General features: G+C 64.1%; 25 protein-coding genes. 12 read left to right on the top strand and 13 right to left on the bottom strand.

Annotated elements, in window-relative coordinates; genetic code table 11:
- Positions 1 to 65: 65 nt before the first annotated feature.
- On the bottom strand, positions 66 to 2,357 hold the full coding sequence (locus tag FHW92_RS12925) for a UvrD-helicase domain-containing protein (protein WP_246870143.1): 2,292 nt from the start codon (positions 2,355 to 2,357) through the stop codon (positions 66 to 68).
- 112 nt (positions 2,358 to 2,469) lie between these two features.
- On the opposite strand from FHW92_RS12925, the gene FHW92_RS12920 reads away from it, so the two are divergent.
- Positions 2,470 to 3,747 carry an MFS transporter gene (locus tag FHW92_RS12920; RefSeq protein WP_168603692.1) on the top strand — a complete coding sequence of 426 codons (1,278 nt, stop codon included), beginning with the start codon at positions 2,470 to 2,472 and terminating at the stop codon, positions 3,745 to 3,747.
- Between the two features lie 212 nt (positions 3,748 to 3,959).
- Here FHW92_RS12920 and rsmD read toward each other — a convergent pair whose 3' ends face one another.
- Positions 3,960 to 4,520, bottom strand: a complete 561-nt coding sequence (gene rsmD / locus FHW92_RS12915; RefSeq protein WP_168603691.1) for a 16S rRNA (guanine(966)-N(2))-methyltransferase RsmD — start codon at positions 4,518 to 4,520, stop codon at positions 3,960 to 3,962.
- Positions 4,517 to 5,572: a pseudouridine synthase gene (locus FHW92_RS12910; RefSeq protein ID WP_210428491.1), complete on the bottom strand. Its 1,056-nt coding sequence runs from the start codon at positions 5,570 to 5,572 to the stop codon at positions 4,517 to 4,519. Before FHW92_RS12910 ends, rsmD begins: the two co-directional genes overlap by 4 nt.
- Positions 5,573 to 5,700: 128 nt before the next feature.
- On the opposite strand from FHW92_RS12910, the gene FHW92_RS12905 reads away from it, so the two are divergent.
- On the top strand, positions 5,701 to 7,407 hold the full coding sequence (locus FHW92_RS12905; protein ID WP_168603690.1) for an MFS transporter: 1,707 nt from the start codon (positions 5,701 to 5,703) through the stop codon (positions 7,405 to 7,407).
- Between the two features lie 248 nt (positions 7,408 to 7,655).
- Here the strand turns inward: FHW92_RS12905 and FHW92_RS12900 are convergent, their stop codons facing one another.
- The 4 genes from FHW92_RS12900 to trpB all read right to left on the bottom strand — a co-directional run bounded on the left by FHW92_RS12900 (position 7,656) and on the right by trpB (position 12,073).
- Positions 7,656 to 8,972 carry a folylpolyglutamate synthase/dihydrofolate synthase family protein gene (locus FHW92_RS12900; RefSeq protein WP_168603689.1) on the bottom strand — a complete coding sequence of 439 codons (1,317 nt, stop codon included), beginning with the start codon at positions 8,970 to 8,972 and terminating at the stop codon, positions 7,656 to 7,658.
- A gap of 23 nt (positions 8,973 to 8,995) precedes the next feature.
- Entirely contained in the window at positions 8,996 to 9,850 is an 855-nt protein-coding gene (gene accD / locus FHW92_RS12895; RefSeq protein WP_168603688.1) for an acetyl-CoA carboxylase, carboxyltransferase subunit beta, read from the bottom strand.
- The gene (trpA, locus tag FHW92_RS12890) at positions 9,847 to 10,647 is read right to left on the bottom strand and encodes a tryptophan synthase subunit alpha (RefSeq protein ID WP_168603687.1); all 801 of its coding nucleotides are present in this window, start codon (positions 10,645 to 10,647) and stop codon (positions 9,847 to 9,849) included. Before trpA ends, accD begins: the two co-directional genes overlap by 4 nt.
- Before the next feature lie 175 nt (positions 10,648 to 10,822).
- The gene (trpB, locus tag FHW92_RS12885; RefSeq protein ID WP_168603686.1) at positions 10,823 to 12,073 is read right to left on the bottom strand and encodes a tryptophan synthase subunit beta; all 1,251 of its coding nucleotides are present in this window, start codon (positions 12,071 to 12,073) and stop codon (positions 10,823 to 10,825) included.
- A 301-nt stretch (positions 12,074 to 12,374) separates the two neighbouring features.
- Here trpB and FHW92_RS12880 point away from each other — a divergent pair, with 301 nt between their 5' ends.
- Both FHW92_RS12880 and FHW92_RS12875 read left to right on the top strand, forming a co-directional pair.
- Complete coding sequence (locus FHW92_RS12880) at positions 12,375 to 12,848, top strand: outer membrane beta-barrel protein (protein WP_168603685.1); 474 nt, start codon at positions 12,375 to 12,377, stop codon at positions 12,846 to 12,848.
- A 218-nt stretch (positions 12,849 to 13,066) separates the two neighbouring features.
- On the top strand, positions 13,067 to 13,531 hold the full coding sequence (locus FHW92_RS12875; protein ID WP_168603684.1) for a hypothetical protein: 465 nt from the start codon (positions 13,067 to 13,069) through the stop codon (positions 13,529 to 13,531).
- 42 nt (positions 13,532 to 13,573) lie between these two features.
- Here the strand turns inward: FHW92_RS12875 and FHW92_RS12870 are convergent, their stop codons facing one another.
- The 6 genes from FHW92_RS12870 to radC form a co-directional block, all read right to left on the bottom strand.
- Positions 13,574 to 14,218 (bottom strand): phosphoribosylanthranilate isomerase, encoded by a 645-nt coding sequence (locus FHW92_RS12870; protein WP_168603683.1) that lies wholly within the window; start codon positions 14,216 to 14,218, stop codon positions 13,574 to 13,576.
- 4 nt (positions 14,219 to 14,222) lie between these two features.
- Entirely contained in the window at positions 14,223 to 14,720 is a 498-nt protein-coding gene (locus tag FHW92_RS12865) for a GNAT family N-acetyltransferase (RefSeq protein WP_168603682.1), read from the bottom strand.
- 5 nt (positions 14,721 to 14,725) lie between these two features.
- A complete protein-coding gene (pyrF, locus tag FHW92_RS12860) occupies positions 14,726 to 15,403 on the bottom strand; it encodes an orotidine-5'-phosphate decarboxylase (protein WP_168603681.1) in 678 nt (225 codons plus the stop codon).
- 9 nt (positions 15,404 to 15,412) lie between these two features.
- Positions 15,413 to 15,733 carry a LapA family protein gene (locus FHW92_RS12855; RefSeq protein WP_168603680.1) on the bottom strand — a complete coding sequence of 107 codons (321 nt, stop codon included), beginning with the start codon at positions 15,731 to 15,733 and terminating at the stop codon, positions 15,413 to 15,415.
- Between the two features lie 109 nt (positions 15,734 to 15,842).
- Complete coding sequence (gene purB, locus FHW92_RS12850) at positions 15,843 to 17,156, bottom strand: adenylosuccinate lyase (RefSeq protein WP_168603679.1); 1,314 nt, start codon at positions 17,154 to 17,156, stop codon at positions 15,843 to 15,845.
- A 92-nt stretch (positions 17,157 to 17,248) separates the two neighbouring features.
- Positions 17,249 to 17,962 (bottom strand): DNA repair protein RadC, encoded by a 714-nt coding sequence (radC, locus tag FHW92_RS12845; RefSeq protein WP_246870174.1) that lies wholly within the window; start codon positions 17,960 to 17,962, stop codon positions 17,249 to 17,251.
- Between the two features lie 181 nt (positions 17,963 to 18,143).
- On the opposite strand from radC, the gene FHW92_RS12840 reads away from it, so the two are divergent.
- From FHW92_RS12840 to FHW92_RS12805, 8 genes are all read left to right on the top strand, one after another.
- Positions 18,144 to 21,320, top strand: a complete 3,177-nt coding sequence (locus tag FHW92_RS12840; RefSeq protein WP_168603678.1) for a YdbH domain-containing protein — start codon at positions 18,144 to 18,146, stop codon at positions 21,318 to 21,320.
- Positions 21,317 to 21,640 (top strand): YnbE family lipoprotein, encoded by a 324-nt coding sequence (locus FHW92_RS12835; RefSeq protein WP_246870142.1) that lies wholly within the window; start codon positions 21,317 to 21,319, stop codon positions 21,638 to 21,640. Before FHW92_RS12840 ends, FHW92_RS12835 begins: the two co-directional genes overlap by 4 nt.
- The gene (locus FHW92_RS12830) at positions 21,640 to 22,035 is read left to right on the top strand and encodes a YdbL family protein (protein ID WP_168603677.1); all 396 of its coding nucleotides are present in this window, start codon (positions 21,640 to 21,642) and stop codon (positions 22,033 to 22,035) included. The genes FHW92_RS12835 and FHW92_RS12830 overlap by 1 nt, the downstream gene beginning before the upstream one ends.
- Before the next feature lie 338 nt (positions 22,036 to 22,373).
- On the top strand, positions 22,374 to 22,694 hold the full coding sequence (locus FHW92_RS12825) for an AtpZ/AtpI family protein (protein WP_168603676.1): 321 nt from the start codon (positions 22,374 to 22,376) through the stop codon (positions 22,692 to 22,694).
- Positions 22,695 to 22,787: 93 nt separating this feature from the next.
- On the top strand, positions 22,788 to 23,576 hold the full coding sequence (locus FHW92_RS12820) for a F0F1 ATP synthase subunit A (protein ID WP_168603675.1): 789 nt from the start codon (positions 22,788 to 22,790) through the stop codon (positions 23,574 to 23,576).
- A gap of 62 nt (positions 23,577 to 23,638) precedes the next feature.
- Positions 23,639 to 23,866 (top strand): F0F1 ATP synthase subunit C, encoded by a 228-nt coding sequence (locus FHW92_RS12815; protein ID WP_168603674.1) that lies wholly within the window; start codon positions 23,639 to 23,641, stop codon positions 23,864 to 23,866.
- Positions 23,867 to 24,022: 156 nt separating this feature from the next.
- Entirely contained in the window at positions 24,023 to 24,514 is a 492-nt protein-coding gene (locus FHW92_RS12810; protein WP_168603673.1) for an ATPase, read from the top strand.
- A complete protein-coding gene (locus FHW92_RS12805; protein WP_168603672.1) occupies positions 24,507 to 25,061 on the top strand; it encodes a hypothetical protein in 555 nt (184 codons plus the stop codon). The genes FHW92_RS12810 and FHW92_RS12805 overlap by 8 nt, the downstream gene beginning before the upstream one ends.
- Positions 25,062 to 25,119 lie beyond the last annotated feature (58 nt).

Below are 25,119 nucleotides of genomic sequence, written 5' to 3'. Positions count from 1 at the left end.
GCGATGCTGCAAGTGCGTGATGGGGCAGGGCCTCATGGGAATTGCTTATAGTCGCCTTTCGGAGATCATATGCGCTTCACGAAACTGTCCAGTACGCGCTTGAACCCGCCGCTGTCGAATTCGATCTCCAGCTTGTTGCCTTCCTGTGCCTTGACCGTGCCATTGCCGAATTTTTCGTGGAATACCTTGTCGCCGATGCGGAGGTCCAGACGCGGCGCGGCGGCAAAGCTGGCCGCGCTGCGGGTGTTTTCGGCGATCTTGCGGGCGGGGGCAAAGGTGGTCTGGCTGGCGCGCTGCCAGCCGGGGCCGCGCGTTTCCATGCGCTGGGGCTTGTTCTGTGCCAAATGGGCGAAGGGATCGTCCCGCTCGCTCCATTGCGCGCGCCACAGGCTGGCCCCGCCGGTCATCGTACTTTCGCTGTGAATATGGGCGGGGGGCAATTCGCCGATGAAGCGGCTGGGCAGCGAGGATGTCCACTGGCCATAGATGCGCCGGTTGGCCGCGTGCAGGATCGTGCAATGGCGTCGCGCCCGCGTGATCGCGACATAGGCAAGGCGGCGTTCCTCCTCCAGACTGGCCAACCCGCCTTCGTCCAGCGAACGCTGGCTGGGGAACACGCCTTCCTCCCATCCGGGCAGAAAGATATGGTCGAATTCCAGACCTTTGGCGGCATGGATGGTCATGATCGTGACCTTTTCGGCGTCATTATTCGCCTCGTTGTCCATGACCAGAGAGACATGCTCAAGAAACGCGCCCAGCGATTCGTAATCCTCCATCGCGCGGGCCAGTTCCGACAGGTTTTCCAGACGCCCCGCGCTTTCCGCGCTGCGGTCGGCCTGAAGCATGGCGGTATAGCCCGATTCGTCGAGCATCACGCGCGCCAGTTCGGCAGGCGTCGCCGTCTTGGCCAGATCGCGCCAGCGCGCCATGTCGCGCATCAGCCCCAGCAGCGTGTTGCGCGCCTTGGTTGGCAATTCATCCGTATCGGCCATGGCCAGCGCGGCGGCAGCCAGCGGCATCCCATGCGCGCGCGCGAAACGATGCAGCTTTTCCAGCGTCTTGTCGCCAAGGCCCCGCTTGGGCGTGTTATAGATTCGCTCAAAAGCCAGATCGTCGGCAGGCTGGGTAATGATGCGCAGGTAAGCCAGCGCATCGCGGATTTCGGCGCGCTCATAGAAACGGAAGCCGCCGATGATGCGATAGGCAAGGCCGATGCTGATAAATCGATCTTCGAACTCGCGCGTCTGAAACTGGGCGCGCACCAGAATGGCGATCTTGTCGAGCGGCAGGCCCTCGCGCTCCAGCCGTTCGATTTCCTCGCCCACACGCCGCGCTTCCTCGGGCGCGTCCCATACGCCGATCACGCGCACCTTGTCGCCGCCGGTCGCCTCGGTCCAAAGCTGCTTGCCCAGACGCTCGCTGTTCTCCTTGATAAGGCCGCTGGCCGCGCCAAGGATATGCGGGGTCGACCGATAATTCTGCTCCAGCCGGATCACTTTCGCGCCGGGAAAATCCTTTTCAAAGCGCAGGATATTGGCGACCTCTGCCCCGCGCCACGAATAGATCGACTGGTCATCGTCGCCCACCACGCAGATATTGTGCCGCCGCCCCTCGATCCCCTGCGCCAGCAGGCGGAGCCAGAGATACTGCACCGAGTTGGTGTCCTGATATTCGTCCACCATGATATATTTGAACCGGCGCTGATATTCCTCCAGCACGTCGCGGTGGCGGCGGAAAATATCGAGCATATGCAGCAGCAGATCGCCGAAATCGCAGGTGTTCACCGCCTTCAGCCGGTCCTGATACAGCCGATAGAAATGCGCGCCGCGCCCATTGGCATAGGCTTCATTCTCCACCGCATCCAGATCGCCCGGCCCAAGGCCCCGGTTCTTCCACCGGTCAATGCATCCGGCCAGAGCCTTGGCGGGCCAGCGCTTTTCATCCAGCCCCTCGGCCTGAATCAACTGCTTCAACAGGCGCAATTGGTCGTCGGTGTCGATGATCGTGTAATTGCTCTGCAAACCGGCCAGTTCGGCATGGCGGCGCAGCATCTTGGCCGCGATCGCATGAAACGTGCCCAGCCACGGCATCCCCTCGACCGCAGGCCCGATCAGATGGCCCACACGCTCACGCATTTCGCGCGCCGCCTTGTTCGTAAAGGTCACGCACAGGATTTCCGACGGCCAAGCCAGTCTTTGCGCAATGATCTGCGCCATGCGCGCGGTCAGCGCCGCCGTCTTGCCCGTGCCCGCGCCCGCCAGCATCAGCACCGGCCCCTCGGTCGTCAGCACCGCCTCGCGCTGGGGCGGGTTCAGATTGGCCAGCCAGGGGGCGTCATGAGCGGGAGTCTCGGGCATAGTCATCCGGAACGCCTAGAGAACATGCCCGGTCCGCGCAAGAGGGGGTTTTGGGCAGAAAACTGCATTTTGGGTTGACCTGAAGCCAATCCGCCATCAACCCGTTGCGCCCATGAGCCAGAACAGTCCGCACCCGATCCGCAAGAACGCCCGAATCCTGACCGCAGCCCTTGTCGGCACCTCGGTTGAATTCTACGATTTCTACATCTTTGCCACCGCCACAGCGCTGGTGTTCGGCCCGATGTTCTTTCCCGAGGCGGCGCCGGGGCGGCAATTGCTGCTGGCTTTCATGTCGCTTGGCATCGCCTTTGTCGCGCGGCCGGTGGGGGCCATCGCCTTTGGCCATTTCGGCGACAGGATCGGGCGCAAATCCACGCTGGTGGCCTCGCTGATCCTGATGGGCGGCTCGACGCTGGCGGTGGGCTTCCTGCCTTCCTATGCGCAGGCGGGTATTCTCGCGCCGATCCTGCTGTGCGTCTGCCGCTTTGGTCAGGGCTTTGGCCTTGGCGGCGAATGGGGCGGGGCGGCGCTGCTGGCGGTGGAAAACGCCCCGCGCGGCTGGGAGGCCCGCTTTGGTTGCGCCCCCCAGCTTGGCGCGCCGGTGGGCTTTCTGGCGGCCAACGGCCTGTTCCTGATCCTCGGCCTGGTCATGCCCGAGGCTGATTTTAAGGCATGGGGCTGGCGCATTCCCTTCCTGCTCTCGGTCGTGTTGGTGGGCGTGGGCTTGTGGGTGCGGCTGAAAATCACCGAAACCGCCGCCTTTGCCGCCGCTCGCGCGCATGAAAAGCCGCCCGAAGTGCCGCTGGGCCTGCTGCTCTCGCAACACTGGAAGCCGCTGATCGCGGGCAGCGCGGGCGTCGTCTCCTGCTTCTCGCTGTTCTATCTGTGCACCGCTTTCGCGCTGGCGCAGGGCACTGGGCCGCTCCACTATCCGCGCACCGGCTTCATGGTCGCGCAATTGGCGGCCAATCTGATGCTGGCCGCCGGGATCGCCTGCGCCGCTGTCTGGTCCGACCGCTTCGGTTCGGGGCGTATCCTCGCATGGGGCGCATCGCTGGGCGCGGTGATCGGCGCGGTCTATTGGATGGGCCTCTCCTCGGGCAGCCTTATCATCGTCTTTGTCACCCTCTCGGCCGCGCTCTTTGCCATGGGCATGGCCTATGGCCCGCTCTCGGGCTGGCTCTCGGGCCTGTTCCCGGTCGAGGTGCGCTATTCTGGCATCTCGATGGCGTTTAACGCAGGCGGCATCATCGGCGGTGCGTTGACGCCCGTGCTTGCGCAAGGTCTGATCGAAAAGGGGCTGGGCAACTGGATCGGGATTATCCCGGCGGTTGCGGGTGTCGTTACGTTGATAGGGATCGGGTGGACGCGGCGGTTGAAGGTGAAGTGAAGGTTTGCCGCCGGCGGGCAAAGGGCGGGGGCCCTTTGCAATCCCGTTAATAGGGTGGGTTTGAGGTCTTGGGCTATTAAAATGAAAGCCTGCGGTGCAGTTAAATAGCGCCGCAGGCTTTCATTTTTCCAACGCCGCGCCCGACCCAAAACGTCGAACTTTTAGCGCGACATAGACAGTAATGGGAGCGCGAGGGTCTAGACCCTCGCATCTTACCCTTCCTGCTTCTCTTCCATCCTGAACAAGGTAATCTTCGCCTTACCCACCTTCCGCTCGGCATCGACCACAAACCCGCGCACCTGCGGATTTTCGGTCGCGGCGGTTTCCAGCGCAACCCATGTGCCTTCCCCGATCCAGCCGAGGCGGCGCAGCTTGTCGATCGCCACCTGTCCCGCGCCGGTGTTATAGGGCGGGTCGAGCAGCACGAGGTCGAGCGGCTCCTTGGTGGCGGTCAGGGCCATCACGCTGCCCGCGCGCACGTCGCAGCGGGCGTGGGCTTTGAGGTTGGCGATATTGGTGCGGATCGCGCGGATCGCGGGGGCGGCCTGTTCGGCAAACAGGCAATGCGCCGCGCCCCGGCTCAACGCTTCAAGGCCCAGCGCGCCCGATCCTGCGAACAGGTCGGCCACGCGCAATTCCTCGAAACCGCCAAGGCGGCTGTTGAGCATGGAAAACAGCGTCTCGCGGGTGCGGTCGGCGGTGGGGCGGGTGTCGTCACCTTCGGGCGCGGCCAGTTTGCGGCCACGCCATTCGCCAGCAATGATACGGATCATTCGCCGCGCGCCTTGGCAAATTTCAGCCCCTTGCGGAAGCGTTCGACCTGCACCTGCGGGATCTGGATCGCCTGCCCGCGAGCCAGATCAAGCAATTCGAACGGCCCGTATTTGGTGCGCATCAGTCGGCTGACCTGAAGCCCCAAAGCCTCCAGCACACGGCGCACTTCGCGGTTCTTGCCCTCGCTCAGCGTCAATTCGATCCACTGGTTGCGGCCCGTGCGGCGCTCCATATTGGCGTCGATCCGGCCATAGCGGATGCCGTCGACCTCAATGCCTTCCATCAGCTCTTCCAGCCGGTCCTGCGTGATGTCGCCAAAGGTGCGGGCGCGATAGGTGCGCGGAATGCCGCTGCTGGGCAATTCCATCGCGCGCTTCAATTCCCCATCGTTGGTCAGCAGCAGCAGACCTTCGGTGTTAAGATCGAGCCGCCCGATGGGCATCAGGCGCGGCGTCCCTTCGGGCAGGGCGTTGCGCAGCGCGGTGTAGATCGTGGGGCGTCCCGCCGGATCGCGCTCGGCGGTGATGAGGCCGCTGGGCTTGTGAAACGCATAGAGCCGCGCCGCTTCCGGCGCTTTGACCGGATTGCCGTCCACCGTGACGCCTTTGAGCGTGGTGAGCAGCGTGGCGGGCGTGGTGACGGTGATTTCGCCCACCTTGACCCGGCCGGCCTCGATCAGGCGTTCCACCTCGCGGCGGCTTGCCACGCCCGCGCGGGCCAGCAGCTTGGCGATACGCTCGCCTTCGCCTTCCAGCTTGTTGATCGGTTCAGGCGCGGGGCGCGGGGGTCGGGGGATGCGCGGCGGGTGGAGTTTGCCGGTGGACTGGGCATTGCCGCCCGCCTTCGATCTGTCGCCATAGCTTGGCTTGTCGCCATAGGAAGGCTTGCCGCCATACGAGGGCTTACCGCTCCGTTCGGCCTGCGGCTTGCCGCTGCGGTCAAATTGCGGTTTCCCGCGGGGGGCGGCGTCGGACGCGCGGCCATTGCGCGAGGCGGGGCCACGCGATGAAGGACCCTTGGAAGGGCCACCGGGATTCTTGGTATAAGACATGGGGCCGCCTTACTCTTCTTCGGGCCACAGGTCAAAAGCGGTGGACGCGCGGCGATTTGCCCTTTCTTTTTGTTCATCAAACCGCCTAATCTTGCCACTTCATTTCCATTATTCAGGACCAAACCCGCATGGCCATCAGCGCCCAGAACAACACCCCGGCGGATGCGGAAAAACCGCCCCGGCCCAAGGGGCTGGCGCTGCTGCGCGTGGCGCTTTCGACGCGCAAGGCGGGGTGTATGCTGGGTTTCGGCTTTTCTTCAGGGCTCCCTTTTGCGCTGCTGATCGGCACGCTGAATGCCTGGCTGGGCGAGGTGGGGATCAAGCTGGCGACGATTGGCGTGTTGTCATGGATCGGCCTGTCCTATTCGTTCAAATTCCTCTGGGCGCCGCTGGTCGACCGGCTGAAACTGCCGGGGCTGGAGGCGCTGGGGCGGCGGCGCAGCTGGATCATCCTGTGTCAGGCGGTGCTGGCCTGCGCGATTGCCGGGCTGGCCATCACCGACCCCACGCGCGCCATCGGCACTTTCGCCATCATCGCCTTCATCGCCGCCTTTGCCAGCGCCACGCAGGACATCGCGCTCGACGCATGGCGGATCGAGAATGCCGATGAGGACACCAGCCTCGAACTGCTGACCGCGCTCTATCAATTTGGCTATCGCACGGCCTCGATTGTGGGCGGCGCGCTGGCGCTGATGCTGGCGGCGCGGATGTCCTGGCCGCAGGTGTTCGGCGCGATGGCGGGGCTGATGGCGGTGATGACGCTGGTGACTCTGCGCGCACCCGATACCGAGCGCACGATCACCGCGCGCCTGCACGCCGATCTTGGGCAGCCGGGCGAACTGGCGCCGGGGGTGCGGGCGGTCCTGCTGTTTATTGTGCTGGCCAGTTGGGTCTGGGCAATTGCCACGATCGCCCATTTCATGATCACGATGCTGGCCCCGGTCGCGCCGGGGGGCAAATTGCCCTCCGTGGCGGAATTTACGAAGACGCAGGGGCCGTGGATCGTGGGGGCCACCGTGTTCGTGCCGCTGATCGTGGCCAGCGTGGCCAACCATTTGAAGGCCCGCGCGCTGGGCGTGCTGGCGGTGGAGGACCATGCGCATGGCCCCTCGCGCACCATCGCCAACCATATTTATGCCGCGCTGGTCACGCCTCTGGCGGAGCTGGCCGGAAGGCTGCGGGCCGGGGTGCTGGTGGTGCTGGGCTTCATCCTGACCTATGCGTTCTGCTACAATATCTGGTCCAGTTTCGCCTTTCCCTTCTATCTGGACTATCTGCATTACACCAAGGATCAGGTCGCCTTCGCCTCCAAAATCTTTGGCATTATCATGACGATGTTCGGCATTTCGCTGGGCGGATACCTGTTCCTGCGCATCGGGCGCTTTCCCACCGTGCTGCTGGGCGCGATGCTGCCGCCGCTGGGCAATCTGCTCTATGCGGACCTTGCCGATGGCGGGCATGTGATCGACGCCTTTGCCCATGTGCTGATGCTTGACCGGCTGGGCGGGGCGTTGGGGGCCGATGCGCGGATGCTGCGTCTGCTGCTGGCCATCGTCTATGAAAACATCGCCACCGGCCTCGCAGGCACCGCCTTCGTCGCCTATGTCTCCAGCGTGGTCTCCAAGCGCTATACCGCGATCCAGTACGCGCTGCTCTCCTCGCTGACGTTTCTGGTGGGCACGCTGGGCCGCGGCGTGGCGGGCGAGGCGTTTGACACCTATGGCTATGGGCCGGTCTTCCGCGCCACCGCGCTGGCGGGGGTGGTCAGCGTGTCCTTCGTGTTGATGGAGTGGGTGCGGGTGAGCCGGGCGGAGGCGCGGGCTTTGAAGAATTAAAGGTTTGCCTCCGGCGGGCAAAGGGCGGGGGCCCTTTGCAATCCCATTAATGGGTGGTGGGAGGTTTGCGGCCCTTTGTTATAACTATGAAGGCCCGCGGCGCAGTTAGATTGCGCCGCAGGCCTTCATATTTCAACGCCGCGTATTGGCCACCCCGGCAGAACCTAACGCGCTAGGCAGACAGTAACGGGATTGCAAAGGGACCGAGTCCCTTTGCCCGCCGGAGGCATTCCAAACCCCCTCAAACCTCAATCCGGAAACTCCAAATTCCGCCGCAACACATCCCCCGCCAGATAAAGCGACCCGGCAATCAACACATCGCCCTCGGCCGGCAGCGCCCCCAAGGCCTGCTCCACATCTTCAAACGGATGAGCGGGCAGGGCGGTGAAGGGCGCGAAATCCTCGGGCCGATGGGCATCATGGCCGGGCGCAGGGACGACGCTGAGCGAGAGCAGCTTGCCTGCCAGCGGGGCGATGATCGCGCTGGGATCCTTGTTGGCCAGCATGCCGGTGATGAGATGGAAGGGCGGTGCATCGGCAAAATGGCGCGCGATGGCAAGGCCCGCGTCGGGATTGTGTCCGCCGTCCAGCCACACCGCGCGGCCACCGGCCAGCGCCGTCAGCGGCCCATCGCCAAGGCGCTGCAACCGCGCAGGCCAGCGTGCGGCGCGAATGCCTGCGGCCATGGCTTCGGGGCTGACCGCCACCGCCGTTTGATGCCGGATCAGCGCGACGGCAAGCGCTGCATTTTCCGCCTGATGCCTCCCGGCGAGTTGCGGCAGGGGCAGCGAGAGCGCACCGCGCGCATCGCGATATTCAATCGTCTCGCCAATATCGGCAAACCAGTCCCGCCCGCGCCGGATCCATGGCGCGCCCGCGTCTGCGGTCAACGCCGCGATCTGCTCCTCGGCCACGGCGGGATAGTCCAGCGTCACCATAGGCGCGCCGGGGCGCACGATTCCGCCCTTTTCCCACGCTATGCGGGCGAGGGGCACTTCGGGCGCGCCTTCTTCGGGGCGCAGCAGGAAACCTTCATGGTCAATGCCCAGCGTGGCAATGCCGGTGGCGACAGGATTGGGGATGACATTGGTGGCATCCAGCCGCCCGCCCAGCCCGACCTCGATCACGCAGACATCCGCCGGGATGCGCGAAAAGGCGAGGAAGATCGCGGCAGTCGTCACCTCGAAAAAGCTCGGCCCCAGATCCTCGCCCGCATCATTGGCGTCCAGCACTTCGGCCAGCAGGTCGGCCAGCAGATCATCCTCAATCAGCCGCCCGGCCAGCCTGATCCGCTCATTATAGCGCACCAGATGCGGCTTGGTGGCGCTATGAACCACCAACCCCTGTGCTTCGAGCATCATGCGCAGATAGGTGCAAGTGCTGCCCTTGCCATTGGTGCCCGCGACATGGAACACCGGGGGCAGGCGCCGTTCCGGATTGCCCAGACGCGCCAACAGGCCCTCGATAATCTCCAGTCCCAGCCGCCCCTGCGGTACGGAAAGCTGCTCCAGACGAGCCAGTTGCGCGGCCACGCCGGGGTGGTCCGAGATGGCAAAATCCTTCACCGGATCACCCCGTTCGTCGTGTTTCAGGCCGCCTTGGCGGCGGTGAGATAGGAAAGCACCTGCGCCAGTTTCTCACGCAGCGCGTGGCGGTGGACGACCATGTCGACCATGCCGTGATCGTGCAGATATTCCGCGCGCTGGAACCCTTCGGGCAGCTTTTCGCGGATCGTGTCCTGAATCACGCGCTGTCCGGCAAAGCCGATCAGGCAGCCCGGCTCGGCAATCTGAACGTCGCCCAGCATGGCGTAGGAGGCCGTCACGCCGCCCGTCGTCGGATCGGTCAGCACGACGATATAGGGCAGGCCCGCATTGTTGAGCCGGCGCACCGCCACCGTGGTCTTGGGCATCTGCATCAGGGACAGAATGCCCTCCTGCATACGCGCGCCGCCCGCCGCCGTGCAGATCACATAGGCGCATTTTTCCTTCAAGGCGCGCTGCGCCCCGGCCACGAAAGCCGCGCCCACAGCCATGCCCATCGAGCCGCCCATGAAGCCGAAGTCCTGAACCCCCAGCACGACCTTGTTGCCCTCGATCTTGCCAAGGGCATTGGTCAGCGCATCGGGATGCGGATTGGCGGCGCGGGCGGCCTTCATGCGGTCCGGATACTTTTTCGTATCGCGGAATTTCAGCGGGTCGTCCTTGACCTTTGGCGTGGGCAGCACGGTAAAGCCGGGATCGAGCAGATGCGCGAAACGCGCGTCCGTGCCGATGCGGCCATGATGGTCACAGCGCGGACAGACCGAGAGATTCGCCTCATATTCCTGAGCGAACAGCATCTCGTTGCAGTTCTTGCACTTGATCCACAGGTTGTCGGGCGTATCGTCCTTCTTCGCGGTGAGCGAGGAAAGCGAGTTGCGAACTTTGTTAAGCCAGCTCATGCCAGCGCCTTAGCGTTATGGACGGCATCTGCCAAGGCGGCGGTCAATTCGCGCACTGGCCCGGCCGCATCGGCGCCATGTTGGGCCACCAGATCGACCAGAGCAGAGCCCACCACCACGCCTTCGGCATGGGCGGCAAAGGCGGCGGCCTGCTCGGGCGTGCGCACGCCAAAGCCCACCGCGATGGGCAGGTCGGTGCCTGACTTGATGCGCGCCACGGCTTCTTTGATCGAGTCCACGGCGGCCTGCTGCTTGCCCGTCACGCCCGCGACCGAGACGTAATAGAGGAAGCCTGACGAGCCATCGACCACGGCGGGAAGGCGCGCGGTGTCGGTGGTGGGTGTGGCAAGGCGGATAAAGCTGATGCCATGGGCGCGCAGAGCGGGGCCGATTTCAGGGTCTTCCTCGGACGGAATATCGACGCAGATGATCCCATCGACGCCGGCCTCGGCGCATTGCGCGGCAAACCATTCGGCCCCGCGCGCCACCATCGGATTGGCATAGCCCATCAGCACCAGCGGCACTTCCGGATGCCGCGCGCGAAAATCGCGCGCGATGCGGAAAATGTCGGCGGTGCGCGTTCCGGCGGCAAGCGCGCGCAGATTGGCGGCCTGAATCGCGGGGCCATCGGCCATCGGATCGGTAAAGGGCATGCCCAGTTCGATCACATCCGCCCCGCCCGCGACCAGCGCATCAAGGATGGCGGGCGTGGCGTCCGGCGTGGGATCGCCCCCGGTGATGAAGGTGACAAGGGCAGGGCGGCCTTTGGAGAAGGCAGCGGAGAGGCGATTGGTCATTTGCGAATTCCACGAACCAAAGGTGCAAGGACGCACAGTGCGATAACAACGGGGATAACTGCCCCCAGCGCCATATCGGTTCTCAGGACAGGCCAGATGGCGCCGACCAACCAATACAGACTCATAAGGATTGCAGAAAGTGCCCCGGATGTCAGGGCGACCTTCTGCCGATCATTCACAATTTCACGCCCAGCTTTTCGGCCACGGTGAAGATGTCCTTGTCGCCGCGACCGGAGACATTGACGATGATGATCTGATCCTTGCCCATTTTCGGCGCCACTTCGGGCAGCGCGGCAAGGGCATGGGCCGATTCGAGCGCCGGGATGATCCCTTCAAGCTGACAGCACAGCGTGAATGCCTCCATGGCCTGATCGTCGGTGATCGGCAGGTATTTGGCGCGGCCGATATCGTGCAGCCAGCTATGCTCCGGCCCGATGCCGGGATAATCCAGACCCGCGCTGATCGAGTGGGCCTCGGTGATCTGGCCGTCCTCGTCCTGCAACAGATAGGTCTTGTTGCCATGCAGGATGCCCGGCTTGCCGCCGGTCAGCGATGCGGCATGTTCCTTGTCCAGCCCATGACCGCCCGCCTCGACGCCCAGCATCTGTACGTCCGTGTCGTCAAGGAAGGGGTGGAACAGGCCGATGGCGTTCGAGCCGCCGCCCACCGCTGCAATCAGCAGGTCGGGCAGGCGCCCGGTGCGTTCGAGCAATTGCGCGCGCGCCTCCTTGCCGATCACGCTTTGGAAATCGCGCACCAGTTCGGGATAGGGGTGCGGGCCCGCCGCCGTGCCGATGATATAGAACGTGTCATGCACATGCGCGACCCAGTGGCGCAGCGCCTCGTTCATCGCATCCTTGAGCGTCGCCGCGCCGCTGGTGACGGGCACCACTTCGGCACCCAGCAGCTTCATGCGGAACACGTTGGGTTGCTGACGCGCCACGTCGGTCGCGCCCATAAAGATCGTGCAGGGCAGGCCAAAGCGCGCGCAGACCGTGGCGGTGGCCACGCCGTGCTGGCCCGCGCCGGTTTCGGCAATGATCTTGGTCTTGCCCATGCGGATGGCCAGCAGGATCTGGCCGATGCAATTGTTGATCTTGTGCGCGCCGGTGTGATTGAGCTCTTCGCGCTTGAACCAGATCTGCGCGCCATTTTCCGGCTTGCCCTGCTCGGCGGCGATCGCGCGAAAATGCTCCGTCATGCGCGGGGCAAAATAGAGCGGGCTGGGGCGGCCCACAAAATGCTTCATCAGATCGTCGAATTCTTCCTTGAACGCGGGGTCGGCCTTGGCGGCCTTATACTCGCGCTCCAGATCGAGGATCAAGGGCATCAGGGTTTCAGCGACATAGCGCCCGCCGAACTGGCCGAAATGGCCGCATTCATCGGGTTGCGTGCGCAGCGAGTTTGGGATGGTGGCGGTGTTCATAGCGATAAAACGCCTGCCACGGCGGCGGCGCCAAGTCCAGTCCCGCCAAAGGGGCAAAAGGGGCAGTCAAGGCAGGGTGCCGCATTGGCAATACATTTCGCGACAAATGCGGCGCTGGGCTGCCTCAATGCCGGATTTCTGCGGCAATCGCCCTTCTTTGCATAGTTTTATGAACGAAATCTGACATTTGCCTGACTTTCCTGTTCACTTGGACGTCAGGCGGCCGGGTCCAGACGGGATGCAGGCGCCGATCAACGATGAAATTCTTTGGCGCCCAGGGATAACAAACGGAGTAACGATTATGCGTCTGGTTCTTTTCTCGCTCGCCGCGTCGCTGGCTGTTGCCGCGCCTGCCATGGCCCAGGGCGAAACCAAGGACATGGGGGCCCGTTTTGACGTTCACACCGGCGCCGCATGGAATGATGGTCGCGCCGTTCAGGGGACCGTGGGTGCCACGCTGGGTTACGACATCGCCACGGGCGGCACCACTTTCGTCGGCCTCGAAGAATCGGTCGACAAGGTGCTGACCAGCCAAGACAAGGCCCGTTTCAGCACCACCGCCCGCCTTGGCATCAAGGCCACCCCCCATGACAAGGTCTATGGCCTTGCCGGTTACACCTATGGCACCGGCCCGAACGGCGCGCATATCGGCGCGGGCGTCGAGCACAGCCTTGGCCAGCAGTATTTTACCAAGGTCGAATATCGCCACACCTTCAATGAAGACAATGCCCGCGACAGCAATGCTGCGCTGGTCGGTGTCGGTATGCGCTTCTGATCCAGCTCTGACGGGTTGCGTGTAAAGAGCGGGCGGTCTGCATCGGCAGGCCGCCGGTTTTTTATGGGCGCGTTTCCTATGGGCGGCGCGAATCCTGCAACGCCGGTCCGCCCGATTTATTGAACGCCACGTGGTGTTTAGACCCGACGCATCTGGACAATCCCGCGATCTTGCGGAAAGCGCGGGGGCGGAATTTCAGGGAAGCAGGAACCAATCCTATGCGTCATTTGATCTATGCAACCACGGCCGCCATGGCCGCCTTTATGATGTCGGGCACGGCGCAGGCTGGCGAAATCCGCATTGAGGGGCATGGCGGGGTCAGCTGGCAGGGCAACTCGACCAAGGCGACGGTCGGCGCGGCTGTCGGCTATGACATGTCCGTGGGCGCGCTGGGCAACGGGGTCTTTGCGGGCGTCGAGGAATCGGTAGACAGTGCCGCCGGGGGCAGCGGGACGCGTTGGGGCACCTCGGGACGGCTGGGGATCAAGGTGCTGTCGCTGGGCGCGCTTTATGGCGTTGCGGGCTATCACTATGGTTCGGGGCCGAATGCAACCTCGATCGGCGCCGGTTATCAGCAGGGCCTTGGCCCGGTCTATGGCAAGGTCGAATATCGCCATTACATGAACGAGGGCGGATGGCGCCCGGGCGATGCGCTGACGCTGGGCTTTGGCGTCAAGTTCTGAGGAAACGGGGGCGGCGGGATCAACCTGCCGCCCGCACAGCGATCAGCCCGCCGCTCGAACGGCCTCGCAAAAAGCGGCGATTTTGCCTGCGTCCTTCACGCCGGGCGCGCTTTCGACGCCCGAGGACACATCGACGAAATCGGCCCCCGCAGCCTGGATGGCCTCGCCCACATTGCGCGGATCAAGACCACCCGCCAGAATCCACGGGATGGAATGGCGATAATTGGCCATCAGCGACCAGTCGATCCGCAAGCCCGTTCCGCCCGGAAGGTCGGCCCCCTCGGGCGGCTTGGCGTCGAACAGGACGCGCGTGACACCCTGATAGGCGTGCGCCGCGTCCAGATCGGCCGTCTTGCGCACGCCTATCGCCTTCCAAACGGGCAGGCCTTGCGCGGCCATCACCTGTGCCACGCGGGCGGGGCTTTCCTTGCCGTGAAGCTGGATCACGTCGAGGCGGACGCTCTGGCGCAATTGGTTGAGGAAATCGGCTTCGGGATCGACGAAAAGACCGACGATCTTTGCCCGGCCCGCCGCATGATGGGCCAGCGCGGCGGCCTGTTCAATGCCGACATTGCGCGGGCTCTTGGCGAAAAACACCAGCCCGATATGGTCCGCGCCCGCGCCGATGGCCGCGTCCAGACTGGCGCGGTCGGAAATGCCGCAGATTTTGATGCCGATGCGTGCCATGGACCTATCCCAGCGCCTTGGTCAGCACCACCATCGTGAGATGGTCGAATTGGGGCAGGGGAAAGGGGCGGATTTCGCCGGTTTGCGCATAGCCGCGCCGTTCGTAATAGGCGACCAGTTCGGTGCGGGGCGCCACAACGGTCATTTCCATGACGGTCGCGCCGAAATCGCGCCGGGCGCAATCCTCGGCCGCCGCGATCAGGGCGCGGCCCATGCCGCCCGCCTGCAAGGCCGGATCGACACAGAGCATGCTCATATAGGCCATCCCGTCCGCGCGCCGCGTCACCGTTACCGTGCCGATCAGCGCGCCGTCGCTTTCCATCACCAACATCCGACTGCCTGTATCGCCCAGCACCCGTGCCAGTTCGGCCTGTGAGGTGCGCTGCCCTTCCAGCAGGTCGGCCTCATGCGTCCATCCACCGCGCGCCGATCCGCCGCGATAGGCGCTTTCGACCAGCGCATGAAGCGCCGGCAGATCGTCGGGCAGGGCAAGACGGACCATCGCCGTTACAGCGTGCCTTCGATGGCGCGGGCGGCGGCCACCGGGTCTTCGGCGCGCGTGATCGGGCGGCCGATGACCAGTACGCTGGCCCCGGCATCGCGCGCGGCGCGCGGCGTGACCGAACGCTTCTGGTCGCCCAGAGCGCCGTCGGCCGGGCGCAGGCCGGGCACCACAAAGAAACCATCCTTCCATTGGCGGCGGATATCGCCCACCTCGTGGCCCGAACACACGATGCCGTCCACGCCCGCGCCATGGGCCAGTTCGGCCAGACGCAGCGCCTGATCGCCGGCGCGGTTGGCATAGCCGATGGCGCCCATGTCATCATCGTCAAGGCTGGTCAGCACGGTCACGGCCACCACCTTGGTATGCTCGCCCGCCGCAGCCTTGGCATCTTCCAGCATCGCCCGCCCGCCCGAGGCGTGAACCGTGACAATGGCCGGCTGCAGCACATGGATCGCCTGCATCGCGCCCGCCACCGTATTGGGAATGTCGTGCAGTTTCAGATCGAGAAAGATCGGCAGGCCGACCTTGGCCAATTCATGCACGCCGTGATGGCCATGGGCGCAGAAAAATTCCAGCCCCAGCTTGATCCCGCCCACATGGTCCTTGATCCGCCGCGCCAGCGCTTCGGCGGCATCCAGACGGGGCAGGTCGAGGGCGACATAGATCGGATTATGGTTCATCTTTGCGTCTCAATTCTTCTCGGCAGCGGCATCGAGCTGGGTTGCGGTGGCGATCGGCGGAGTGGGGGTGGCGGCGCGCAGCGTGTTTTCAAGGCCCGCGATACGGCGGTTCAGCCGCCAGATCTTCGCCTTGGCCAAAAGCCACACCGGCACCATGCCCGCCACAAATGCGGCCATCGCGATCAGCCCCACCGGCCAATCGACATGCAGATAGCCGTTTTCCAGCGGCCACAAATTGATCGAGGTCTTTTGCCAGTTGATCGCCACAAAGGACGAGATCAGCACAGCCGTCAGGATCCAGAGCGCGGTGCGTAAGATCTGCAAGGTCATCCCCTCCTGCGCGGTATAGGCCGGATTATCGTGCCCAAAGGCTTATGCTAGGCCGGAATGTTCCGGATGGAAAGGGGCGCTTGTGGCAGCGCCCCTTGTCCTTGCACCATCAGGCGCCGAACACGCGATCAAAGATCGTGTCGACGGCCTTGAAGTGATAGTCGAGGTTGAACTTGTCCTCGAGCTGCTGCGGGGTCAGCGCGGCGGTCACTTCGGGATCGGCCTTGAGCAGTTCGAGCAAGCTGAGCTGGCCGTCCGATTCCCACACCTTCATCGCATTGCGCTGCACCAGACGATACGAAGCATCGCGCTCCAGACCGGCCTGAGTCAGGGCCAGCAGCACGCGCTGCGAATGGACCAGGCCGCCCATACGGTCGAGGTTCTTTTGCATCCGCTCGGGATAGATCACCAGCTTATCGACCACGCCGGTCAGACGGGCCAGCGCAAAGTCGAGCGTGATCGTCGCGTCCGGGCCGATGTAACGTTCGACCGAGGAGTGCGAAATGTCGCGCTCATGCCAGAGCGCCACGTTTTCCAGCGCGGGGGTAACAGCCGAACGCACCACGCGGGCCAGACCCGTCAGGTTTTCGGTCAGCACCGGGTTGCGCTTGTGCGGCATCGCGCTCGAACCCTTCTGGCCGGGCGAGAAATATTCTTCCGCCTCCAGAACTTCGGTGCGCTGAAGGTGGCGGATTTCAACGGCCAGACGTTCGATGGACGAGGCGATCACGCCAAGGGTCGCAAAGAACATCGCGTGGCGGTCGCGCGGGATGACCTGCGTGGAAACCGGCTCGACCGACAGGCCCATCTGCTCGGCCACATAGACCTCGACGCTGGGATCGATGTTGGCAAACGTGCCGACCGCGCCCGAGATCGCGCAGGTGGCGATGTCTTCGCGCGCGGCCACAAGGCGCGCACGGTTGCGGGTGAATTCGGCATAGGCCTCGGCCAGCTTCTTGCCGAAGGTGGTGGGTTCGGCGTGGATGCCGTGGCTGCGGCCGATGGTGGGTGTATACTTGTGCTCAAACGCGCGGCGCTTGATCGCCGCCAGCAGCGCGTCGATGTCCTCGATCAGGATGTCGGCGGCCTTGGCCAACTGCACCGAGAGCGTGGTGTCCAGCACGTCGGAGGAGGTCATGCCCTGATGCATGAAGCGCGCCTCGGGCCCGACCTGTTCGGCAACCCAGTCGAGGAAGGCGATCACGTCATGCTTGAGGATCGCTTCCTTGGCATCGATGGCGGCCACGTCGATGGTCGGATTGGTCGCCCACCAGTCCCACAGCGCCTTGGGGCCGCTTGCGGGCACAACGCCCAGCTCGCCCAGCTTTTGCGTGGCATGGGCTTCGATCTCGAACCAGATCTTGTAACGGGCTTCGGGCTCCCAGATCGCGGTCATCGCGGGGCGGGCGTAACGGGGTACCATATGTGTCTCCGGCGCAGATTCTCTTGCTCGCGCCGCTAGGGCTTCATGGGCCGAAAGGCAAGTTTTGCGTTACAACAGGCCCCGCTGGCCCCTCATAAGAGACCGCGCTGGCGCAGCGATACATGCCCCTCGCGCCCGATGACGACATGATCATGCACACTGATGCCCAGATGGTGTCCCGCCTCGGCAATCTTCTGCGTGATGTGGATATCGGCCCGGCTGGGTTCAGGCGAGCCGGAAGGGTGATTGTGGACCAGAATCATCGAGGCCGCCCCCAGATCCAGCGCCTTGCGGATGACCTCGCGCGGGTGGATCGCCGCCTCGTCCAGGCTGCCGTCGCCCAGATGTTCGTCGCGGATCAACCGGTTTTTGGTGTCCAGATAAAGTGCGCGCACCCGTTCGACCTTCAGATGCGCCATGTCGATGGTGAGGTAAGAGATCAGCGTCTGCCAGGTGCTCAAAACGGGCTGTTCGCTCACCTCTTGCCGGGCAAAGCGGCGCGTGGCCGTGGCGACAATGCGGATCGCGGCCGCGCTGGTTTCGCCCATGCCCGGATGCGCGGCCAGCGCCGCCGAATCGGCATTGAACACCCCCGCCAGCGAGCCGAACCGCGCCAGCAGGCTGCGCGCCAGCGGCTTGGTGTCGCGCCGGGGGATGGCGGTCATCAACAGATATTCGATGATCTCATGATCGGCCAGCGCGCCTTCGCCGCCTTCGAGCAATCTCTTGCGCAAACGCGCGCGATGGCCGGACGGGTCATGCGCGATCTGCTGCAGCTTTTCGGCCGAGGGCGGGACGGGATTCAGGTCCTGTGCAGAAAACAAAGTGCCATGATGCGCCTCTCGCAGGCGGCTGGCGGCCCGGTGATCGGTTGAGGCATCATCATCACTGGTCACATCCGTCCCCCCGATCCATGGCGGCGCCTATCGCGGCAATTGCGTATAAGCATTGCCTTTCCCGGCCCCCTCGCGCAAGAGTCTGTAGGTGATGGATGATTTGCCCACCGATGCCGAAGTGACGCCCCCGCCGCGCGGGCGCGGCCTGTTGCGGGCGCCGCGCGGGCGGCAACTGGCGCTGGCCGGAGCGGGGCTGGTGGCGCTTGCGCTGGGGCTGGGCTGGGCCGAAAGGCTCTCGATTGCCGATGCCGTGCTGCGGCGCGAACTGGTGCGGCTGGGGCTGGCGGCCAGTTATAAGGTGGTCGAACTCGATACGCGCCATGCGGTGCTGGCCGATGTGGTGGTGGGCGATTCGGCCCATCCTGATGCGGTGATTCCCCGTGTCGAGGTCTGGGCCGGTATGGTGGGTCTTACGCCGGGCATTTCGCGGGTGGACCTGACCTCGCCGCGCCTCTTTGCCGCGATTAAGGACGGGCGGGTCAGTTTTGGCGCGATCGACACATTGATGAAAGGCGGCGGTAAACCTTCCGGCCTGCCCGCGATGGATTTGCGGATCAAGGATGGTGTCATGGCTCTGGCCACGCCTGCGGGCGGAGTAGGGGCGGTGGTGTCGGGCCGGGGCAATCTGGCGGGCGGTTTTGACGGCCCGCTGTTGGTGGTTGCGCCGCATCTGCGCGGGGCGGGATGTTCGGGCGGCGGACGGTTTGCCGGGCGTATCGGGGTAAAGGGCGGGGCGCCCACGCTGGAGGGCGCGGCCGATCTCATGCCCGCCTCCTGCGGCGCGATCCGGCTGGGCGCCTCGCAGATCGACGTCAAGGGCAGGCTGGACGAATTGCTCGATGGCGGCCAGGTCGATCTGGCTCTGCGGACCGGCGCGCTGGATATGCCGGGTGCGCGCATCGGCTCGATCACCGGGCCCCTGCGATTGGCGCTGCGCGATTCGGCGGTCAATGCGATGGGGCGGATCGCCGCGCATGATCTGGCCACGACCGGGCTGGCGGCCAGCGAAGTGGGGATCGAGGGCCGTCTGCGCGCGCCTTTGACCATGGCGCGGATCGATGGCGACGGCACGATTTCGGGCCAGGGCGTGGTGCCCGACAAGGCCGGCTATGCCGCGCTGGGCAAGGCGCGGGGCGGTGCGGCCGGAACACTGGCCGAACCGCTGATCGCGCGGATCGAGGCGAGCCTGCGCAAGGAAACCCCGCGCAGCCGGTTGGAGGGGCGCTTCAACCTTCATGCGGGCGAGGGGCGGTTCAGCTTTGTTGCGCCCCTGCTGCGGCTGGTCGGGGAATCGGGCATGCCGCTGGTGGATGGCGACCGGCTGACGCTGGTCAAAAACGATGGGGCCAAACCTTCCTTCACCGGCTCCCTGCGGACGGCGGCGCCCGGCCTGCCGCGCGTTTTGGCCGAAATTCCCAAGAACGGCGGGCCGATCCGGCTGAGCATGGCCGAATATCGCGCCGAAAATGGCGCGGCTCTGGCGCTGCCCCGGATGGAGATTGTGGCCAAGAGCGGCGAAATCCGCTGGAGGGGCGAGGCGGTGGCCTCGGGCGCGCTGGCGCCGGGGGTGAGGGTGGCGAACCTGCATCTGCCGCTCGATGGCGTGGGCGGCGCGCAGGGCGCGCGTCTGTGGTCCTCCTGCACACCGGTCAGCTTTGCCGGGCTGGAGGCCAATGGGTTGAGCCTGAGCGCGGGCAAGCTGGCGGCCTGCCCGCTTTCCGGGCCGTTGCTGGTGCTGGATCGGGGCGGATGGCGCGCGGGCGTTCGGCTGTCCGGGCTGGATCTGAACGGGCGGATGGGCGATTCGCCGTTGAAGCTGAACAGCGGGGCGATGGACTTGCGCGCCGGGGCCGGGCGTGACGCAGCGCTCAATGCGCAAAATGTTTCGGTGCAACTGGGCAAGCCGGGCGAGGGAACGGCGCTGAAGCTGGCCTCGGTGACGGCGCAGATGGGCGCGGGCGCGGCGGGTGAGTTCAAGGGGCTGGAGGGATCGCTGGCTGCGGTGCCGATGCTGATCCAGAATGGCGCGGGGCAATGGCGCTATGCGGACGGTACGCTGGCGCTGAGCGATGTGGCGATGCAGGTGAGCGATGTGGAAAAGCTGGCCCGCTTTGCCCCGCTGTCCGCGCATGGCGCCAGCCTGACCATGAAGGATGGGGTGATTCGCGCCGATGCAGTGCTGCGCGAACCCAAGAGCGACCGGCAGATCGTGCAGGTTGCCATCACGCATGATCTGGGCGGGGCCAAGGGCTTTGCCGATCTGACGCTGGACGGGCTGACCTTTGATGCCGCGCTACAGCCGGACCGTCTGACGGCGCTGGCGCTGGGCACGATTGCCAATGCGGCGGGGCGATTCGATGGCACTGGGCGGATCGACTGGGCGGACGGCAAGGTGACAAGCCATGGCAGGATCACCACGCAGAGCTTTGATTTCGCGGGTCTTGCCGGGCCGGTGAAGGGTGTGGCCGGGACGGTGGAATTCACCGACCTGCTCGGCCTTGTCACCGCGCCGCATCAGAGCCTGCGCATCGGTTCGATCAATCCGGGCATCGAGGCCACCGATGGCAAGATGCGCTTTACCATGCATCCGGGCTATCTGCTGGAAATCGAGGATGCGCGCTGGCCCTTCCTCGATGGCGAGATGGAGATGCTGCCGACCACACTGCAATTGGGCGGGGCGGCGGTACGCCGATTCGAATTGAAGCTCTCGGCAGTGAACGCGGCCAAGCTGATCACGCATATGGATGTGTCGAATCTGGCGGCGACGGGCCTGTTTGATGGCCGTATCCCGCTGATTTTCGATCAGAATGGCGGACGTGTCTCGGGCGGCGAACTGATCTCGCGGCCGGGCGGCGGCTCTGTCTCCTATGTGGGGCAGTTGAGCTATCGCGACCTTACGCCCATGGCCAATTTCGCCTTCCGCACCCTGCGCGATGTGCGTTTCAAGGAAATGCGAATCGGCCTCGACGGCGATCTGGCCGGTGAGGTGGTGACGCGCGTGTCAATGAAGGGCCTGAGCCAGGGCAAGGGCGCGTCGAAGAATTTCCTGACCCGTCAGGTGGCGAAATTGCCTTTGCAATTCAATGTGAACATTCGCGCGCCCTTCTATCAACTGATCGGCTCGCTGCGCTCGCTTTACGATTCGAGCTATATCGGCGATCCGCGGGACAAGGGCCTGACCCTGCCGTCGATGCGCATCATGCCAACGCAAAACCCTTTGCCGAAAACCGCAACCATTCAGCCTTCAGTCAGCGAGCATCGTCCATGAAGCGTAATACATTGACCCGCCGCCCCGCCGTGGCAAAAGATTCCCGTATGGACCAGCGGGAAACATTTCAGGGCAGGGCGAAGGGGCCGGACGGACGTCTGTGGCCAGCCTTGCAAAAGGTGTGGCGCAAACGACCCGTCCGGCTGGGGGTTTCGGTTCTTTCGCTGGGCATGGTCACCGCGTTGTCGGGGTGTATTACCGTGAGCGCGCCGGACAAGCCGATCGTGATCGAGCTGAACATCAACATCAAACAGGAAGTCATCTATCGTCTGGCCGCCGATGCGGGCAAAACGATTGATAGCAATAAGGATATCTTCTGATGTCGCGCGTATTTGCTTCTGTTTCGCCCTTTTTGGCCGCGGCGCTGCTGGTTCCGGTGATGGCGGGCGGCGCCCTGGCGCAGGTGCGCGATCCAGCCTATGCCGCCGCGCGCGCCGCCGGACAGGTGGGGGAAATGCCCACCGGCTATCTTGGGATCGTCGGCGCCTCCACGCCCGAACTCAAGCGGCTGGTCGATGACATCAACATCAAGCGCAAGGCGGTCTATGCCGAGCGCGCCCAGGCCCAGCATGCCACGGTGGAGGAATATGCCTTCACCACCGGTTGCAAGCTGGTGATGCAGACCCAGCCGGGGGAAAAGTATCAGACCCCCGATGGCAGTTGGCAGGTGAGGGGCGGGGGCGCCCCGGTCCGCGATAGTCGCTGTCCGGCGTAAACCGGCTTAACCGCTGTTAGGATCGACCGCGTGGGGCATGGTTCCCGCGCGGTTTTTCTTTGCTCCTGTTCGGGCGTGTCATTGATACAGGTGATTCGCGCCTGGATGCGCAGATGTCGGACAATTGCGCGATATTTGCCGGTTCCCGCATTTTCTGTGCATACGTACCCGTCTGAAAATGGCGCGAACGGCTTTATGCTACCTTACTACTACCTAGCGACCGGTTGACTTGGGCCTACCCCCCGCCTAAGGGGCAGGCGCCCTGAGCGGACAGCCGTTGCACAAGGCTCTTTTTGGCCCCACAGTCCACTCCAAGGACAGGTAGGCGGGAGAGAGAATTGAGCAACGAGCCGGAGGCACAGGATCAACGCGGTGAGGATGCGCGCCTTGCGGCTCTCGATGAACGGATTAACGCCGTTCGGGAGCGGGAGGAAATGCGTAAAACGCCGAATGCGGGGGCGCAATCTGACGATAGCTATCGTCTGGGCAACCGGGTTCTGGCCGAACTGATCGCGGGGATCGGTGGCGGTGCGTTCATCGGCTGGACTATAGACCAGTTGATCGGGCGCGGTCATTGGGGTCTGTTGGTGGTGATGGGGCTTGGCACCTTTGCCGCTTTCAGGAACATTATCCGGATTTCCACCCGGCGGTCTGAATGATCCTTGAACAGGGCGCGGGCTCTGAACCAGGGTCGCCCCAACGAAGGGGTTAGGAAAGACCGCACATGATGCATAGGCAAGGGGGCATAAAGCGTGGCCGAACAGGGCAAAGTCGATCCGATGCACCAGTTCATGATCGAGCCGCTTTTTGGCACCGATCACTGGACCATTGCCGGGCATAACATTGCTTTCACCAATTCGGCGCTGTGGATGCTGATCACTTTTGTCGTGCTGTTCGCGTTCGTCGCGGGCGGCGCCAAGGGTCAGACCGTTCCCGGCCGCTGGCAGGTGATGGTTGAAGGGCTGGTTGGCTTTATTGACAACCTGCTGGCCGCCAATGTTGGCCCCAAGGGCAAGAAGTATGTGCCCTACATCTTCTCGCTGTTCAGCTTCATTCTCTTCTCCAACGTTCTGGGTCTGCTGCCGCTGGGCCTGATCAAGGGCGTTCATCCCTTCACTTCGACCAGCCACTTTACGGTGACCGGCGTTCTGGCGATCCTGTCCTTCTCGATCGTCCTGATCGTGGGCTTTGCGCGCCATGGCCTGCACTTCTTCAGCCTGTTTGTGCCGCATGGCACGCCGGCATGGCTGCTGTGGCTGATCCCGGTGATCGAGCTGATCTCGTTCCTCGTGCGTCCCTTCTCTCTCGCGCTTCGTCTGTTCGTTGCGATGATGGCGGGCCACGTGCTGCTCGAAGTGCTTTCCAGCTTTGTGATCAGCTCGACCAATTCGGGCATGCTGTGGGGCACTGTTGTCGGCCTGCCCAGCTTTGCGCTGATGATCGCCATCTGCGCGCTGGAAATTCTGGTTGCCGGCATCCAGGCCTATGTTTTCGCGCTGTTGACCTCGCTGTATCTCAACGACGCCGAAAACCTGCACTAAGTTTTCAAGACGTACATCAAAGCCTTTCAACCAACGAAATTCGTTCAAAAGGAGTTATGGAAATGGAACCTGCAAGCGCAAAGCTGATCGGTGCTGGTCTGGCCGCTATCGGCGCCGGTGTGGCTGCCCTGGGCGTGGGTAACGTGTTCGGTTCGTTCCTCGAATCCGCTCTGCGCAACCCCGGCGCCGCTGATGGCCAGCAGGGCCGTCTGTTCATCGGCTTCGCGGCTGCTGAACTTCTGGGTCTGCTTTCGTTCGTCGTGGCGATGATCCTGATCTTCGTTGCCTGAACGAATACCAAGGTGATACTGGCCGGGGCGGTTTGCCCCGGTCGGGATCGCCTTTGATTTTCCCGGCCCGGATTTTGCCTTTGGGCAATGCCGCGGCCATGCGGTGATACCGTTTGGGTCCATCCGGCCCGACGCACAGCGACCGGAACCTAAGTGATGCCTCAGATTGCGCAGCTATCCGCAACCTATGCGTCCCAGATCTTCTGGGCGCTGATCTTCTTCGGATTTGTCTTCTTTGTTGTTGGCCGCGGCTTTGTGCCCAAGGTTCAGGCAACGGTGGCAAATCGCGACAAGCAGATCGCTGATGATCTGGCCGCCGCCGAAGCCGCGCGCCGCGCCGCCGAATCGGACGAGGCCAATTGGGCCGCGACCAGCAACAAGCAGCGCGCCGAAGCGCAGGCCCTGATCGCCAAGGCCAAGGCCGACGCCACCAAGGCAAGCGAAGCCCGTCTGGCGCAGGCCGCCGCCGTGGTGGACGAGCGTATCGCGCAAGCTGATGCGCGCCTTGCCGCCGCCCGTGCCGATGCGCTGGCCGAAATCGAAACCGTTGCCAGCGAAGCGGCCAGCGACATCGTCGCCCGCCTTGCCGGCCTGAGCGTGGAAGGCGATGCCGCCCGCGCCGCCGTGAAGGAGGTCCTCCATGGCTGATCTTGCTACTCTGGCCGTTCTGGCTGCCGGCGCCGGTGAAGCCGGTGGTCATGAAGCTGCCGAACCGCTGATGCTGGGCTTTGCCACGGCGCCGCAGATCGTTGCCGCTGCTATGGCGGTGCTGATCCTGATCGCCATCGCGCTCAAGGTTCCCTCGGTGATCACCAAGGGGCTGGACGGCAGCATTGCCGAAATCCGCAAGCAGCTCGACGAAGCCAAGGCGCTGCGCGCTGAAGCGGACAAGCTGCGCGCTGAATATGCCGCCCGTATTGCCGGTGCCGAAAAGGAAGCCGCGCAGCTGGTCGAGCATGCCAAGCATGAAGCCGAAGCGATCATCGCCAAGGCGGAAGCCGACACCACCGCCGTGATTGCGCGCCGCGAGAAGATCGCCGGTGACAAGATCGAGGCGGCGGAACGCGCGGCTGTTGCCGAACTGCAGAACAAGGCGGCCGAAGCGGCGGCCTCGGCGGCTCGCGGTCTGATCGCCGGTCGTTACGGCGTCGATGCCGACAAGGCTCAGGTGGACGCGGCAATCGCCGGTCTGTAATCCTGCTTCTTGCGGATCTGGTGAAAAGCCCCGCTCCGGCGGGGCTTTTTGCGTTTGG

The sequence above is a fragment of the Novosphingobium sp. SG707 genome, assembly GCF_012275515.1.
Lineage (GTDB): Bacteria > Pseudomonadota > Alphaproteobacteria > Sphingomonadales > Sphingomonadaceae > Novosphingobium.
The sequence above is the reverse complement of the archived record's forward strand: the minus strand, read 5'-3'. Positions and strand labels throughout refer to the sequence as shown.

What these genes read in the sequence shown, in the direction of transcription:
- FHW92_RS12925 (WP_246870143.1), bottom strand. Translation starts at nt 2,357, where the DNA reads ATGCCCGAGACTCCCGCTCATGACGCCCCCTGGCTGGCCAATCTGAAC.
- FHW92_RS12920 (WP_168603692.1), top strand. Translation starts at nt 2,470, where the DNA reads ATGAGCCAGAACAGTCCGCACCCGATCCGCAAGAACGCCCGAATCCTG.
- rsmD (WP_168603691.1), bottom strand. Translation starts at nt 4,520, where the DNA reads ATGATCCGTATCATTGCTGGCGAATGGCGTGGCCGCAAACTGGCCGCG.
- FHW92_RS12910 (WP_210428491.1), bottom strand. Translation starts at nt 5,572, where the DNA reads ATGTCTTATACCAAGAATCCCGGTGGCCCTTCCAAGGGTCCTTCATCG.
- FHW92_RS12905 (WP_168603690.1), top strand. Translation starts at nt 5,701, where the DNA reads ATGGCCATCAGCGCCCAGAACAACACCCCGGCGGATGCGGAAAAACCG.
- accD (WP_168603688.1), bottom strand. Translation starts at nt 9,850, where the DNA reads ATGAGCTGGCTTAACAAAGTTCGCAACTCGCTTTCCTCGCTCACCGCG.
- trpA (WP_168603687.1), bottom strand. Translation starts at nt 10,647, where the DNA reads ATGACCAATCGCCTCTCCGCTGCCTTCTCCAAAGGCCGCCCTGCCCTT.
- trpB (WP_168603686.1), bottom strand. Translation starts at nt 12,073, where the DNA reads ATGAACACCGCCACCATCCCAAACTCGCTGCGCACGCAACCCGATGAA.
- FHW92_RS12880 (WP_168603685.1), top strand. Translation starts at nt 12,375, where the DNA reads ATGCGTCTGGTTCTTTTCTCGCTCGCCGCGTCGCTGGCTGTTGCCGCG.
- FHW92_RS12875 (WP_168603684.1), top strand. Translation starts at nt 13,067, where the DNA reads ATGCGTCATTTGATCTATGCAACCACGGCCGCCATGGCCGCCTTTATG.
- FHW92_RS12870 (WP_168603683.1), bottom strand. Translation starts at nt 14,218, where the DNA reads ATGGCACGCATCGGCATCAAAATCTGCGGCATTTCCGACCGCGCCAGT.
- FHW92_RS12865 (WP_168603682.1), bottom strand. Translation starts at nt 14,720, where the DNA reads ATGGTCCGTCTTGCCCTGCCCGACGATCTGCCGGCGCTTCATGCGCTG.
- pyrF (WP_168603681.1), bottom strand. Translation starts at nt 15,403, where the DNA reads ATGAACCATAATCCGATCTATGTCGCCCTCGACCTGCCCCGTCTGGAT.
- FHW92_RS12855 (WP_168603680.1), bottom strand. Translation starts at nt 15,733, where the DNA reads ATGACCTTGCAGATCTTACGCACCGCGCTCTGGATCCTGACGGCTGTG.
- purB (WP_168603679.1), bottom strand. Translation starts at nt 17,156, where the DNA reads ATGGTACCCCGTTACGCCCGCCCCGCGATGACCGCGATCTGGGAGCCC.
- FHW92_RS12840 (WP_168603678.1), top strand. Translation starts at nt 18,144, where the DNA reads ATGGATGATTTGCCCACCGATGCCGAAGTGACGCCCCCGCCGCGCGGG.
- FHW92_RS12835 (WP_246870142.1), top strand. Translation starts at nt 21,317, where the DNA reads ATGAAGCGTAATACATTGACCCGCCGCCCCGCCGTGGCAAAAGATTCC.
- FHW92_RS12830 (WP_168603677.1), top strand. Translation starts at nt 21,640, where the DNA reads ATGTCGCGCGTATTTGCTTCTGTTTCGCCCTTTTTGGCCGCGGCGCTG.
- FHW92_RS12815 (WP_168603674.1), top strand. Translation starts at nt 23,639, where the DNA reads ATGGAACCTGCAAGCGCAAAGCTGATCGGTGCTGGTCTGGCCGCTATC.
- FHW92_RS12810 (WP_168603673.1), top strand. Translation starts at nt 24,023, where the DNA reads ATGCCTCAGATTGCGCAGCTATCCGCAACCTATGCGTCCCAGATCTTC.
- FHW92_RS12805 (WP_168603672.1), top strand. Translation starts at nt 24,507, where the DNA reads ATGGCTGATCTTGCTACTCTGGCCGTTCTGGCTGCCGGCGCCGGTGAA.